The sequence below is a fragment of the Nitrospirota bacterium genome (assembly GCA_040757595.1).
Classification (GTDB): Bacteria; Nitrospirota; Nitrospiria; order Nitrospirales; family Nitrospiraceae; genus JBFLWP01.
The window spans coordinates 15,678-28,495 of record JBFLWP010000017.1 but is presented as its reverse complement, the minus strand read 5'-3'; the positions used below and the strand labels follow the sequence as shown (position 1 = coordinate 28,495).

Genomic DNA, 12,818 nt, shown 5'->3' with positions numbered 1-12,818 from the left:
TGAGACGCGAGAGAACCCCCTTACCCGCGCGATCGCTGGGAGAGCCGGAAATAGAGCGGCACGCCCGCCAGAACCGTGACGAGCCCGAGCCCTGACTCGACGGGCCGTTCGACCGCGGTGTAGGCCGCGACGGCCCCGGCGCAGCCGACGTAGAGAACCGGAACGAGGGGATAGAGCGGCACACGGTAGGGCCGCGCCATGTCCGGCCTGCGCCAACGGAGGACCAGGACCGCGCCCACCGCCAGGGCGTTGAAGGCCGTCAGCACGAACCCGCTGTAGACCACGAGCGCTTCAAACGTACCGGACAGGATCAGCAGGGAGGCCCAGACGCCTTGGAGCAGCACCGCGTTGAGCGGGATTCCGCTCCGGGGGGACAGGCGCGCGAAGAGACCCGGCAGCAGGCCGTCCACGGCCATCGTGTGGTACAGGCGGGAGCCGGCCCAGATCATGGCGCTCACCGATCCGGCGATCGAGAGACAGACGATGCCGCCGATCACCGTCGCGCCTCCCGGTCCGAAGAGCGCCATCGCCGCCTTCTCCGCGACCGGCAGGACCGGCGCCTGCCCCAGGGCGGCGACCGGCAGGGCATAGAAGTAGACCAGGTTCAGCCCCAGATACAGGACCGCGACCGCCAGGGTTCCGCCGATGAGAGCCCGGGGAATCGTGCGTCCCGGCTCGACGAGTTCCCCGGACAGATAGGCGGCGGCATTCCACCCGGAGTAGGCGTAGCCGACGAAGATGAGCGAGACCGCGATCGTGCCGCCCGGCGGCGTCTCCGGGCCGCGCGCCAGGAGGTGCTCCCAACTGCCCCGCTCCGAGGTCAGGGCCAGCAGGACCAGCGCGGCGATCAGGCCGACGTTCAGGGACGTGAGGAGCCGCTGGAAGGCTCCGCTCGCCCCGTGCCCGCTCAGGTGAAATCCCGTGACGAGCCAGGTCAGGGAGAGGGCCGTCGAGAGCGTCTCCGGTGCCTCCGCGAGCGGCACGATCGCGCGAAGGTAGGCGGCGAAGCTCACCGCCCCCGCCGCGATGGCGGCGCCGAATCCGATGGCGAGGGAGGTCCAGCCGCTGAGAAACCCCGCCAGCGGCCCGTAGGCCTGTCGGAGGAACACGTACTCGCCACCCGAATGGGGCAAAGCCGTGCCCAACTCGCTGTACGCGAGCGCCCCGCCCAGCGCGAGCAGGGCGCCCATGAGCCAGAGCCCCAAGATCCAGAACGGGTTCCCCAGATCACGGGCCATGATGCCGGTCGTCGTAAAGATGCCGACGCCGACGACGTTGCTGACCAGCACGCAGCCGGCGGTGAAGGCGCCGATGCGACGTGGCAAGGCCGACGGCTCCGTCTTCACGGCGCTCCGCCGCCTTCCGCCCCGGGCCGCGGCTCCTGGCGGATCAGAGGCACGAAGCGGACGTAATCCAGCTCCGTACGCTCGTATCCCTCCTGGGTCCGCCGGTACAGCACCAGGCGCTGGAAGAACCGGCCGAGCGGAAGGATGAGCCGGCCGCCGGGGGCCAGTTGCCGCAGCAACGGCTCGGGAACATGGTCGGCCGCGGCGGTGACGAGAATCGCGTCGAAGGGGGCCGCCTCCGGCCAGCCGAGATAGCCGTCGCCCGCGCGCACCTGCACGTTGGCGTAACCGAGCTCCGCGAGCCTCTTGGCGGCCCGGTCCGCCAGGGGCGCGAGAATCTCGATCGTGTAGACCTGCGCCGCGATCTCCGCGAGCACGGCCGCCTGATAGCCGGAACCGGTGCCCACCTCCAGGACTCTCTCCTTGCCCCGCAGGGCGAGGGCTTCGGTCATGCGGGCGACGAGATAGGGTTGCGAGATGCTCTGGTCGTGGCCGATCGGCAGGGCCCCGTCACCGTAGGCGAACGGGGCGTACATGTCGGGCACGAAACGATGGCGCGGGACGCGCCGCATGGCGGCCAGCACGGCCCGATCTCTCACTCCGCGCGCAACGAGCTGCTCCTCGACCATGTCGTTCCGTTCCCGCTGGCGTGAGGGATCGGCGGTGAAGGATTCCCGCTGGGAAGCCTCCCCGCACCCGATCATCGCACCGATGGCGCAGGCGGTCCAGACGATCGTGATGGAGCACCGATGCGGCATGGGGGCAGCGTCGTCGACCGGGAGGCGTGGCGGAGCAGAGGCCGTACACTGAAGCCGGGCGCTAACAGGCTGTTGAAAAACCATTTTGCCGTCCCGACAGCATGGGCCAGGACAAGCCCGCAGATGCCATCAACAAACCCCACAGGATGTTCAAAAAGGCCGTCCAGCGAGGCCGCAGCGAGCGAGGAGGCGACGCGTACTCTTTGCTGTACGTGGAGCCTCGGAGCGATGCGATCACCCGCCAAGCGGGTACCCGGCTGGCGGACTTTTTCAACATCCTGCTAGTCGTCCAGAACCGTCGTCGCGGGCGGGTGATACTTGGCCCGGAACTCGTACCCACACTGCTCGCAGTGAAACGGATAGAGACCGAACAGCCAACTGAGGATCCGATCCCAGATCGTCCGGTGTCGGCGCGTGAGCTGGTCCCCGGAACATTGTGGGCACCGAATCCGCATCATGACGCGTCATGCCTCCGATGGTGGTGTGGTTCTGTCGCTGTGCTGCTTCCGTAAGTAGGTGGAGCATATCCGGTGCCCGCTTTCCAGTGGGGCACGGGCCCGTCGTGGGCCAGGTCATGGAAGTTCCATAAAATTGACGGGTTATGAAAAGCGACCAGGGAAGGTCCCTCTATAGCGGTTGCAGCCATTTGCCCCAGGCCGCGGATCGCCCAATGGAGCGTTTATCCTCAGTCCCGGATCGGGCTATGCCCCCTCTGCTGTCGCGTTGCCCAGGAGCTTACGGTCCGAGTCGTAGGTAAGGCGGGCCAAGGCGTCGCTCACGGGCAGCCACGCCACCTCGTCCACCTCCTGATCCGGCCGGCCGACCTGCTCGACGGGCGCCATGCGGAACCAGCGCACGGTCTTCTTCACCCGCTGACCCTCCCGCTGGAACCAGTATTGGGACTTGGGCAACTCCGCCTCGATCCGGCAGCGCCAGCCGGTCTCCTCCTCCACTTCCCGCAACGCGGCCTCGGGGCTCTTTTCCCGCTCGTTCAGCTTGCCCTTGGGAAAGGTCCAGATGGAACGGCCCTTGAGGTCGCGCGCGCGGATGAGCAGGACCAGGCCGTCGCGCAGGACCACGCCGCCGGCCGAGAATTCGAACAGCGGCCTTTGCCCGTGTTTCCGCTCCATGAGGCCGCCCGTTACGACGGCTTGACGACCAGGACCGGACACGGCGCCTGTTGCGCGACCGCCAGCGAGACGCTGCCCAGGGCCGTCGCCTCCCTGCCGGTCAGGCCGCGGGATCCGATGACCAGCAGATCGCAGCGGCTCCGTCTGGCCGCGCGCGGGATCACCTCGGCGGGATGGCCGGTGACGAGAGAGGTCTTGATCGTCGCTCCGGACAAGGAGGCGATCTTGACCGTCCGCTCGACGGCCCGCTGCGCGGCCTCCAGCCGGCTCTTCATCAACTCGGCAGCCAGTTCCCTCGCCTTCCGCTTGTCTCCGCCTGCCCCCCGCGCGATGTCCAGAGGGCTGATCGGGCGCGCGGCGCTGAGCACGGTGATCCGATCGAGGTCGGGCAACGCCGTGAGGAAACGGGCCGCCTCTTCGGCGCCGGGCGATCCGTCCGTGGCGAGCATTACCTTCATCCGCCGCGCCGCCTTCGTCTTGGCCGGGATCAGCATGGCCGAGCAGGGGGCGTAGGTGAGGAGCCGCTGCGACACGCTGCCCAGAACCAGCCCCTTGGCAGCCTCCAGGCCGCGGGTGCCGCTGACGACCACGTCCGGACGCTTTGCGTGGATCAGGCGCAGCAACTCGTAGATGGGAAGCCCTTCCAGAACGATCGTCTCGACGCCGGAGTAGGCGTTCCAGAGCCGATGGGCGGCCCGGGCCAGCAACGACTGCGCACCCGCATCCCGGCGGCGCTGGAGCGCCGTCCGATCCGCTTGGGCAACCGTCTTCGGAACGTCCCACGGCTCGAGCACGTGGACGAGGGTCAGCCGGCTGCCGACGGGATGGGGAAACCGCGCCATCCACGCGACGATGGCGTCCGCGTACCGAGATTCGTCGAGGGCGAGCAGGAAGTGCATCGTCATCTCCTTTCATCGTGAGACGAGGGCGCGGGCTCCCGCTGCAATTTTTCGACGCGGATCCCGAGCAGGCGGATTCTTTTGTGGCCCGGATTCTCGCGCCGGTCCAGGAACGGCATCAAGAGCTTCATCGCCTCGACTTTGAGCGGGTTGAGCGAGGCGGCGGGAGCGCGCAGGGTATGGGCCCGCGAAATCGTTTCGAAGTCGGCGAACCGGACGGTCAGGACGACGGTCCGGAACGAAGCGAACCCCTCCTCGCGCAACCGGGCCATGACCTCTTCGCACATGACCGTCAGCCGCTCGGTGAGAAACAGAGGATCACGGGTGTCCTGATCGAAGGTCTCCTGCTCACCGACGGATTTCACCTCATAGGCTTCCTGGACCGGTTCCTCGTCTCTGCCGCGCGCCTTCTCGTAGAAGTCGAGGCCCCGTTTCCCGAACTGGGCCTGCAGCTCGGCCTGGGAACAGCGCATGAGATCCCGGACGAGCCCGATGCCCCGCTTCGCGAGCGCCGCCTCGGTCTTGGGCCCGATGCCGGGAATGGTCCGGACGGGGAGCGGTGCGAGCACCGCTTCGACCTCCTGGTCGGGCACGACCGTCAGGCCGTCCGGCTTGTGCAGGCCCGAGGCGATCTTGGCCACCAGCTTGTTGGGGCCGATGCCCACCGAGGCCGTGAGCTGCTCTTCGTCCTTGATCGCCCGTTTGATCGCGCGGCACAGGCTTTCGGCCCCGACATAGGAGCCGGTGGAGCTCAGGTCGAGGTAGGCTTCGTCAATGCTGGCCTGCTCCACCACCGGCGCGAACCGGCGCAGGATTTCCATGACGCGGTTCGAAACGCGCGCGTACTTTTCCATGTCCACCGGGAGGAACGCGGCGGGGGGCTTTCCCCGGCGCGCGGCCGCCTGGGAGAGGCGCCAGGCCTGCGAGATCGGCAGGGCGGAATGGATGCCGTACTCCCGCGCCCGGTAGTTGGCGGTGGAGACCACGCCCCGGCCCTTGCCGCCGCGGGGATCGGCCCCCACGACGAGCGGGAGCCCGCGCAGCGAAGGCGTGTCCCGTTCCTCGATCGCCGCGAAGAAGGCGTCCATGTCCAGGTGCCCCACGATTCTCATGGCGGCGCGTGAGAGAGAAGGCGGAGCGTGGCCATCCTGTCAGGCCGAGGGGATCTCCATCTGGAAAATTTCCCCCTTCATCTGCGGGTGGAGGTCGCAACGGAAGGAGAAGCTCCCGGGGCGCTCGGTCGTAAACCGGATGACCAGGGTCTTGCCCGGGTCCACGTAGAACCCTTCGAGCCCCTTGCCGTAGGAGGCGATCCCTTCGCCCTCCCCGTGGACCAGCAGCCCGCCCAGCGCGGCCGACGTGAAGCCGTGCCGGACGATGTCCTGGTTGCGCAGGATGATGACGGCGGGCAAGCCCCGCCTGATGGGAGTCGGCTGGGTCAACTGGAACTCATAGTTCCTGATGATGACCTCGATCCGTTGCTCCTCCGCGATTTGGGCCGGGGAGATCGCGTCGGCCGCGCCGGTTGCTAAGAGGGCTGTGACGAGGACTAATCCGAGGACGGTCGATCTGGGCACGTTAACGTGATTCGTCATGGGTCTCCTCGCTTTGTGACGGACCTGGGGCAGGTTCCTGGCCGTCGGTCGAAAGGTCCTGGAGAATGCGCTCCCACAGATGTTCTGCAATTTCCTCGAAGGGGATTCGGAACTCGCGGATGTCCTCGCCAGCCAGGGTCATCTCCCCGGAGGCTTCCCACACGATCTCCCCCGAGCGGGTGTCCCAGAGCTCCAGGGACAGGCGCAGCATGGAGATGCGGGTCTGGAAGATGCGTAGCCCTAAGAAGGAGAGCCGACCGGACATGTGCTGGCTGAACGCCGCCATGCTGGGCTGGAAGACATAGCCGGCTTGGAGCGCCCGGCCTACCTTTTCCAGCACGGCCCGGTCCATGATCCCGCTCCGGATGTACTCCGATACCACCGTCGCGTAGTCCTTGGCCAGCCCGGCCTGGTTGATCAGGCTCAGCGCCTCCTGGGGCGAGATTGCCGCTGCCGAGAATTGGCTTTTGGCCAGCGCGCTGAACAGAGAACGTGAAACCTGATGACTGTACCCTTCCAGTCCGAACCCCACGACGGCGCTCAACACCGCAACCCGCTCCCGCTCCAAGGCGACCGGCTTGAACGACGGTTTCTTCGAAACGAGCGAGGTTTCTGCCCCCCATTGCTTGAGCGGGCCGGCGCAGGACGTCAGCAGCAGCGCTCCCATGACCAACAAGAAAGCCGCCGGCCGTCCATCCCGCATCATCTCTCCCGTTCGGCCTTCGGGGAGCCGCTGTCCTCCGACTTCTTCCGGAGCTTCTCGACCAGCGCCGCATAGGAGGACTCGCGGAGGACCTTGTCGAACTGGCCCCGGTAGTTCTTCACCAGGCTGACGCCGTCGGCCACGACGTCGTACACGCGCCAGTCCCCCTCCTTGCTCATGAGACGGTAATCCATCGGCAGGACGAGCTTGTCCGAGACGATTCGGGTCCGGACCTCGGCGTAATTCCCCTCGCGCCGCTCTTGGAGGTACTCGACCTGCTCGCCGGAATACCCTTCGATCTTGCCTCCGTAGGTGGCCGACAAAAAGGCGCGGAACGACTCGACGAATTCCCGCCTCTCCGCCTCGGTGAGCTTGCTCCAGTGCGCCGCCAGGGTCCGCCTCGACATCTCCTCGTAATCGAACCGGTTCCCGATCACCGTTTCGAGCCGCTTGCGGCGCTCCTTGAGCCGTTCGGGCTTCTTCATGTCTTCGTCGGAGAGGATGCGGATCACCTCGTTGATCGTGGTCCTGACGGTTTCGGTCGGCGACACCGCCGCGATCGCCGGCGCGGTGAGCAGGACGGTCGCGCAAGCGACGAGGACGAGACCTCGCCCCGATCGGCGGCCGTGCCGGACGCCGGACGAGCGCGCGGTCATCGGCGTGGAAACATCCACCCACAGACTGTCCGAGGCCCGGCGACGGGCCTGCCCCGCACTCAGCCCTTCAGCCGCCTGGCCAGTCCTTCGTACCGGTCCCATTGGGTCGCCACCCACGTTTCCGTGGTGGCATGGCCGAACGAGCGGACGAGCAGCGCGACCTTGGTGGCCGTATCGGAGTCGGGCGCCTCGAAGATGTCCAGATAGTCGCAGGGTCCCAGCACGGCGTAGTTGGCCAGCCATTTCACCCCGGGGCATTCCTTCTTGATGCGGCTCTCGACCTTCTTGTTCAACCCTGACACCGCGCCCGGGCGGGTCAGCGCGTCCGGCGCCAGCTTGGTCAGCATGACATAGGTGCCCATCGTCCCCTCCAACCCTCGCCTGGCATGTGCCGCCCGCCTCTCGAACTACGGCGGGCGGATCATGCCGCAACGCGGGCGCTCACCCGAAACCGCGGACCGCGGGAACGGGGTTCAGCCGCCATCCGTCAGTCGATCTTGACCGCGACCGATTGCTTCTTGGCTTCCTCGGTCTTCGGCAGACGAACCTCCAGGACGCCGTCTTTGAACGTCGCCTTGACCTGATCGGCCTTGACCTCGCAGGGCAGCTCGAGGCTCCGGGCGAACGAGCCGTAGGACCGCTCGCGGTACCGATAGTCCTCTTCCTTGATCTCCTCCTCCTTTTTCTTCTCGCCCTTGATGGTCAGCACGTCGCCCGCCAGGTTGACCTCGATCTCTTCCTTGGCCATGCCGGGCAGCTCCGCCTTCACGACGACCTCGTCCTTCTCTTCGTACACGTCCAAGGCTGGCGACGGGACGGAGACCGCTCGGGCGGGCCACCACCGTTCGGGATGGAAGAGACCGGGGAACGGCCGGTGCCAGAACTCCTCGACCATCCGGTCGAACCAGCGGTCGAATTCCTCACGGCGCGGGATCAGCTCGGGAGCTTTTCTGGGGGTCAGCGCTCTGGATTCCTTCTTCTCCTTTCCTTTCCCTGCCATAACTCATACCTCCTTTCTTATGAAATGACGAGCGCGGCGAAGGGTCGTCAGAGAAAACCTCTTGCCTCGCGTCGTCGCCCTCTCGTTCAGCACCCATCACGGTTCAACGCGTTGCTCGCGCCGCGCCTCCGCCTTGGCCCGAGGCCGGCTGTAGCCGCGCGCCCCCTTCTTGGTGCTGTGCGGCCGGGTCGGCTTGGCCGTGAGCCGGATGGGGAGCTTGAGACGGCGCTTTTTCATAGGTTCGGCGACATGCCGTAGTTCAAATAGCCGCGCAGGATGTCGCGCCGCGCCACGATCCCGACCAGCTTGCCGGCCGCATCCACGACCGGCACCCGGATGAGCTGGCTGGCCCGGAGGACGTGGACCAGGGTGCCCAGGTCCGTCTCCGGCCGGACCGAGTAGGGGTTCGGCGACATGAGATCCTGGGCCGAAACGTCGCCCCACCGACGGCCCTGCTCGAGGGCGCCCAGGAGGTCGAACTCGCTGACGATCCCCACGAGGTGCTGCTGCTCGTCTACGATCGGCACGGCGCCGAATCCCTCGATCATCTGCGAGGCCAGCACGTCGGCCTTCGTGTGCCGGTGGCCGACCTGCACGTCCCTCTCCATGAACCGCGCCACGGTCAGCCGGCTGAAGTCAGCCAGTTGCCGGTCGCTCATCGCCGCCTTCTGTTTCGCCATCTCTCTTCCCTCCTGCCGATCGGTTAAGCGTCCGCCTTCGCGCGCCGGCTTGTGCACGATCCTATCTCTCCCGCAAGCGATGTGCCAAGGGATCAATCGCACGAGGAACCCCGCGCCTATGGCCACTTGGCCGTGGGTCAAGCGGGAAGGGAGGGGGGCTTTGCGGAGTATGTCTACAGTCATAAGTTCGGGTTCTGATGCGAAAGGCTACAGGGACGGGCCATCGGCGGGGAAATCCGCAGGGCTGTAGGATGAAGATCGGGCACATCTCGTGCAGCAAAGCTGTACAATGAATGAGTCACAGGCGTCCTTCCCGAGGGGCCCATGAAGCAGGTCCTGTCCATGCTCGCCGGTGCCGCCGATGGGGCTATGCTCGTTGACGAGCAGGGGAGGGTGGTGTTTTGGAATCGGGCCGCGGAGCGGATGCTGGGTTTTCGGGCCGAGGCGGTTCTTGGCCGTCCGTGTCACGACGTGTTCCGCGGGCAGACGTTGGGCGGCCATCCCCTGTGCTCGGCGTCTTGTGTCATCGGGACCAGGGTCGCCGCCGGCCGCTCGGTGCGCAACTTCGACATGCAGACCCGCACCAAGGCCGGTCGGATGGTCTGGCTGAACATCAGCTCCCTTCCCGTCCCCACCGGGAGGAAAGGCCGGTTTTGGGCCGCGCACCTGTTCCGCGACATCACCAAGCAGGCCAAAGTCCGCCAGTTGGTCGAGGAGCTCCGTTCGGCGGTGTGCAGCCTCCGATCGGCAAGTGGCGCTCCGTACCAGGAGGAGCCGCCGCCGATCCCCTCCAGCCTTCCCCTCACCGAGCGCGAGGCTGAAGTGCTCCGGCTGCTCGCCTCGGGCAAGGGCACGAAGGCCATCGCCGAGGCCCTCTTTGTCAGCCAGGCCACCGTCCGCAATCATATCCAGCACGTTCTGGAGAAACTCGGAGCCCACACCAGGCTTGAAGCCCTGGCGATCGCGTTCCCACCCCGTTCTCCCGCCTCGTAGGCGAGCTTTCGGCAGTCAGCTCCTCTTCCCTCGCCGCGTCACCGTGTCCCCGCGTCCCTCTTGCCGCCTCCCTGCGTCGCGCGCAGAGGGAAGGCCGATAGCCGTGGTGCCGCTGCGTTACCGCCAAAATGATGCAACCGGCTCATTGTCGCTGACGGTCTGTCGGTTTAACCTGCTTCCGTGAAGAAAGATGCTTGCCGGTCGTCGGTTCCTGGAAAGGGAGTTGGCCGGGGGAGCCAGGGAAGCTGCCATGAGGAGGGTTGCGCGAGTAAGCCGATGGGCGGCGGTGCTGCTGGGGGCCGGGGTGGTCGCGTTTTTGGTCCTGATGCCTCGAGAGAGCGGGATGGAACGCGACGAAGCCTGGCTCGATCAGCTCACGGGCTTCGTGCTGCTTCAGAAGAGCTTGGCCCAGTGGGGAACGTCGCCTCCCTATGAACCGTGGGGCAATTTCGACCTTTATCTGGGGCAGCTTGCCTTGGTCCGACACCTGTATCGGGCCGGCGATCACCGCGGGACCTATGTGGCCATGAATCGCCTGATGGACATGCTGGAAGCGCGGGAAGGCGGCATCAGTGACGAGACCGCGGAAGCGATCTGGGACTATTGCTACCGGGTCACGCCGGCGGCCTACCACGACGTCAGCCGGCACTGGAAGCCACGGGGTCGTGTCGCCGGGGCGAGGGTGGCCAAGGTCCAGGGATAGGAGGGAGAAAGTTCTTGCTTCGTCCTGTTCACCATGCGCGGAAGGAAGAAGGAGAGGAAGGGAGGTGAGGAGCGATGACGTGGAACTTGAACCATAGGATGTGGTTGGCCGCCCTGGCCGGCTGGGTGATGGTGGCGCTGACGCCGCTCGTCGTCGAAGCCGCGCAAGGATTGTGGCTCGATGAGATCACCGCCTTGATGCGGGACCATCAGGATTTGGCCAGGGCCGAAGGGCGAGAGGCAGCGTACAAACCGGCATGGGCTCAGCTCGGCGTCGTGCGGATCGCGTTTGAGGCCAACGATCTGAAGGCGACCTACGATGCGATGAACGGGCTGATGGATATCCTGGAAGCAGATGCGAGGGGCGGCGGGATTCCCCGCTGGTCCGCGAAGGAGCTATTCGACTTCTGCGGAAAGGTCACGCCGGGCAAGTACCACAATGTGATGCGCCACAACCCGGAGCTGTCGAAGGGCGGCTTTGACTACTGGGACGACGAAGTGTGGGACCATGGACCCGGCGGCTAGGGCGCTCAGCGACGGAAGTGAAATGTGCGAGGGGTGAGACGCTCTGACCGACAGGTGAACCGGACGAAGCCCGTTCCTGTCTTGAGCGGCTAGGCGGACGAAACGAACGGAAGAGGAGAAGTTGTGGTGAGGACAGCAAGGAGGTGCGGCGATGAGATGTCTGGATCACATAGACATGGCCGCGATGGCCGGGGCGGTCACGGTGACAGCCAGCGCCGTCTTCTTCTTCGCGTACCTGGGGATTGACCGCGGCCCCCTGGCGCCGACCGAGCCGGAGACTCCTATAGCGTTTCTCCAGGAAGAGTTGGTGAAGGCGATCACGGTGGCGGGCGCGGCCGCGGACCGGGCGGCGTCGGCTCGCGAAGTCACGCAGGTCGCGATGGGGAAGGCGGTCAGGAGGCTGACGCAGGTGAAGCCCAGGGAGACGGGCTTTGTCGCCGACGTGGCTGAGAACGCCGCGGCGCTCGCGGCGACGCGAAGGGAGTTCCTTGAAGCGCGGTTCAAGCTCCCCTCGGATTGGGGAAGGGCCGAGTTCCAGGCCATGGAGCGCGAGGCCGAGCGCGCAGTCCAGCCGGAGCTTGGGCAGATGATCGTGTCGGGTACGCAGGCGCTGGGCCGGGAGATGGAGGCGGCGGAGACCGGCTACGGGCGGACCCTGTTGGCCGCCACCCAGGCGCTTGAGCGGGCGGCGATCGAGCCGGATGCCTCTCTGACGACCGTGACGGCGGCGACGACCGTGCTGGCGGGGCTCGGGGATCGGGCGACGCCGGCGCCGATCGTCCATCGGGAGCCGGCCTGGGGCTTCGGATCCATCGGCGACGGGGCGTTCCTGGCGATCATCGTGCTGGGCGCGGGCGCGATGCTGGTGGTTGCCGCGGGCATGGGGCTGATGGAAGGCCGGTTGTCCACCCGCAAATTGGAGACCCGCTGCGACACGCACGGCAAGGACGTCGCGGTCGAGATGCTGCTCAGCGACGACACGCCTTACGAGGTCGTCCGGTGCTCCGCCTTCAACGGCGGGCCAGTGACGTGCGACAAGCACTGTCTGGCATGGCCGGTGGCCCGGGCGGCCTGACCGATCCCGAGCGGGCGCTCCATCGCACTTTCGTGGACGAAGCGCCCGCTCGCGGATCCCAACAACACACCGGGGAACGGTCACGGCCAGTAGTCGGAGCGCGCCTTCACATAGCCGAAGACGATGTCGCGTCTGGCGACGATTCCCACCAGCTTCCTTCCGTTGACCACCGGCACACGGATCAAATAGCGGTCCTGGAACAAGGTGGCGAGGTCCACCAGCGTCGTGTCCTCGCTCGCGGTGACCACCTGCTTGGTCATCAGGTCCGACGCCTTGATCGTCCGCAGGTCCTTGCCGGCGATCACCGCATCGAGCAGGTCGGACTCGCTGACCAGCCCCATCAGCGTCTTGTCCTCGTCCACGATCGGGACGCTGCCGAAGTTCCACTCGCTCAGGATACGGGCGATGTCGAACCCGCTAGCCTGGGGACTGCAGGTGACGACCGCGTCTTCCATGAGCTGCCTCACCGTCAGGGTTGCCGGATCGCATCCCTTGACCATGTACTCCGTGCGTCTCATGCCTCCTCCTTCCCAGGGGTGCCGTCAGAGCCCCGGCCAAGATCCGACTCCCCCTGACCTGAAATGACCATCCGTCTCTTCGCTGCACGTCCGTTCGTTGCTCGACCGAGGAAGAGCGGAGGGGTCGGGAGAGTCTCGCCGGTTACGGTGGGGATCTTGGAGAGGGGCACGGCTTCCCAGCCGGAGCCAGTCTCGGCGGGGCCTGCCCATCGCCTCAGCGCGCAATCCCCTGTTTGGT

At 66.5% G+C, this 12,818-nt stretch carries 18 protein-coding genes; 4 read left to right on the top strand and 14 right to left on the bottom strand.

Annotated elements, in window-relative coordinates; all coding sequences use genetic code 11:
- Window positions 1-20 precede the first annotated feature (20 nt).
- The 13 genes from AB1411_14110 to AB1411_14050 form a co-directional block, all read right to left on the bottom strand.
- Window positions 21-1,325, bottom strand: coding sequence for an amino acid permease (locus AB1411_14110; GenBank protein MEW6544728.1), 1,305 nt, complete (start codon window positions 1,323-1,325; stop codon window positions 21-23).
- A gap of 17 nt (window positions 1,326-1,342) precedes the next feature.
- On the bottom strand, window positions 1,343-2,104 hold the full coding sequence (locus AB1411_14105) for a protein-L-isoaspartate(D-aspartate) O-methyltransferase (protein ID MEW6544727.1): 762 nt from the start codon (window positions 2,102-2,104) through the stop codon (window positions 1,343-1,345).
- Window positions 2,105-2,385: 281 nt separating this feature from the next.
- Entirely contained in the window at window positions 2,386-2,559 is a 174-nt protein-coding gene (locus AB1411_14100; protein ID MEW6544726.1) for a hypothetical protein, read from the bottom strand.
- A gap of 246 nt (window positions 2,560-2,805) precedes the next feature.
- Window positions 2,806-3,234, bottom strand: coding sequence for an NUDIX hydrolase (locus tag AB1411_14095; GenBank protein ID MEW6544725.1), 429 nt, complete (start codon window positions 3,232-3,234; stop codon window positions 2,806-2,808).
- 11 nt (window positions 3,235-3,245) lie between these two features.
- Entirely contained in the window at window positions 3,246-4,133 is an 888-nt protein-coding gene (locus AB1411_14090) for a universal stress protein (protein ID MEW6544724.1), read from the bottom strand.
- 2 nt (window positions 4,134-4,135) lie between these two features.
- Entirely contained in the window at window positions 4,136-5,245 is a 1,110-nt protein-coding gene (gene dinB / locus AB1411_14085; protein MEW6544723.1) for a DNA polymerase IV, read from the bottom strand.
- A 39-nt stretch (window positions 5,246-5,284) separates the two neighbouring features.
- On the bottom strand, window positions 5,285-5,710 hold the full coding sequence (locus tag AB1411_14080) for a hypothetical protein (GenBank protein MEW6544722.1): 426 nt from the start codon (window positions 5,708-5,710) through the stop codon (window positions 5,285-5,287).
- 1 nt (window position 5,711) lies between these two features.
- Window positions 5,712-6,431 (bottom strand): hypothetical protein, encoded by a 720-nt coding sequence (locus AB1411_14075; GenBank protein ID MEW6544721.1) that lies wholly within the window; start codon window positions 6,429-6,431, stop codon window positions 5,712-5,714.
- Window positions 6,431-7,087 carry an ABC transporter substrate-binding protein gene (locus AB1411_14070; protein MEW6544720.1) on the bottom strand — a complete coding sequence of 219 codons (657 nt, stop codon included), beginning with the start codon at window positions 7,085-7,087 and terminating at the stop codon, window positions 6,431-6,433. Before AB1411_14070 ends, AB1411_14075 begins: the two co-directional genes overlap by 1 nt.
- Before the next feature lie 59 nt (window positions 7,088-7,146).
- Window positions 7,147-7,449, bottom strand: a complete 303-nt coding sequence (locus tag AB1411_14065) for a GYD domain-containing protein (GenBank protein ID MEW6544719.1) — start codon at window positions 7,447-7,449, stop codon at window positions 7,147-7,149.
- A gap of 125 nt (window positions 7,450-7,574) precedes the next feature.
- On the bottom strand, window positions 7,575-8,087 hold the full coding sequence (locus AB1411_14060; protein MEW6544718.1) for an Hsp20/alpha crystallin family protein: 513 nt from the start codon (window positions 8,085-8,087) through the stop codon (window positions 7,575-7,577).
- 96 nt (window positions 8,088-8,183) lie between these two features.
- Window positions 8,184-8,324 (bottom strand): hypothetical protein, encoded by a 141-nt coding sequence (locus AB1411_14055; GenBank protein ID MEW6544717.1) that lies wholly within the window; start codon window positions 8,322-8,324, stop codon window positions 8,184-8,186.
- A complete protein-coding gene (locus AB1411_14050) occupies window positions 8,321-8,767 on the bottom strand; it encodes a CBS domain-containing protein (GenBank protein MEW6544716.1) in 447 nt (148 codons plus the stop codon). Before AB1411_14050 ends, AB1411_14055 begins: the two co-directional genes overlap by 4 nt.
- Before the next feature lie 324 nt (window positions 8,768-9,091).
- On the opposite strand from AB1411_14050, the gene AB1411_14045 reads away from it, so the two are divergent.
- The 4 genes from AB1411_14045 (at window position 9,092) to AB1411_14030 (ending at window position 12,062) form a co-directional block, all read left to right on the top strand.
- On the top strand, window positions 9,092-9,760 hold the full coding sequence (locus tag AB1411_14045; GenBank protein ID MEW6544715.1) for a PAS and helix-turn-helix domain-containing protein: 669 nt from the start codon (window positions 9,092-9,094) through the stop codon (window positions 9,758-9,760).
- Window positions 9,761-10,010: 250 nt separating this feature from the next.
- On the top strand, window positions 10,011-10,463 hold the full coding sequence (locus tag AB1411_14040; GenBank protein MEW6544714.1) for a hypothetical protein: 453 nt from the start codon (window positions 10,011-10,013) through the stop codon (window positions 10,461-10,463).
- 98 nt (window positions 10,464-10,561) lie between these two features.
- The gene (locus AB1411_14035) at window positions 10,562-10,987 is read left to right on the top strand and encodes a hypothetical protein (GenBank protein ID MEW6544713.1); all 426 of its coding nucleotides are present in this window, start codon (window positions 10,562-10,564) and stop codon (window positions 10,985-10,987) included.
- A 151-nt stretch (window positions 10,988-11,138) separates the two neighbouring features.
- Window positions 11,139-12,062, top strand: coding sequence for a hypothetical protein (locus AB1411_14030; GenBank protein ID MEW6544712.1), 924 nt, complete (start codon window positions 11,139-11,141; stop codon window positions 12,060-12,062).
- Window positions 12,063-12,142: 80 nt separating this feature from the next.
- On the opposite strand, the gene AB1411_14025 is transcribed toward AB1411_14030, so the two are convergent.
- Window positions 12,143-12,580 (bottom strand): CBS domain-containing protein, encoded by a 438-nt coding sequence (locus tag AB1411_14025; protein MEW6544711.1) that lies wholly within the window; start codon window positions 12,578-12,580, stop codon window positions 12,143-12,145.
- Window positions 12,581-12,818: the final 238 nt, after the last annotated feature.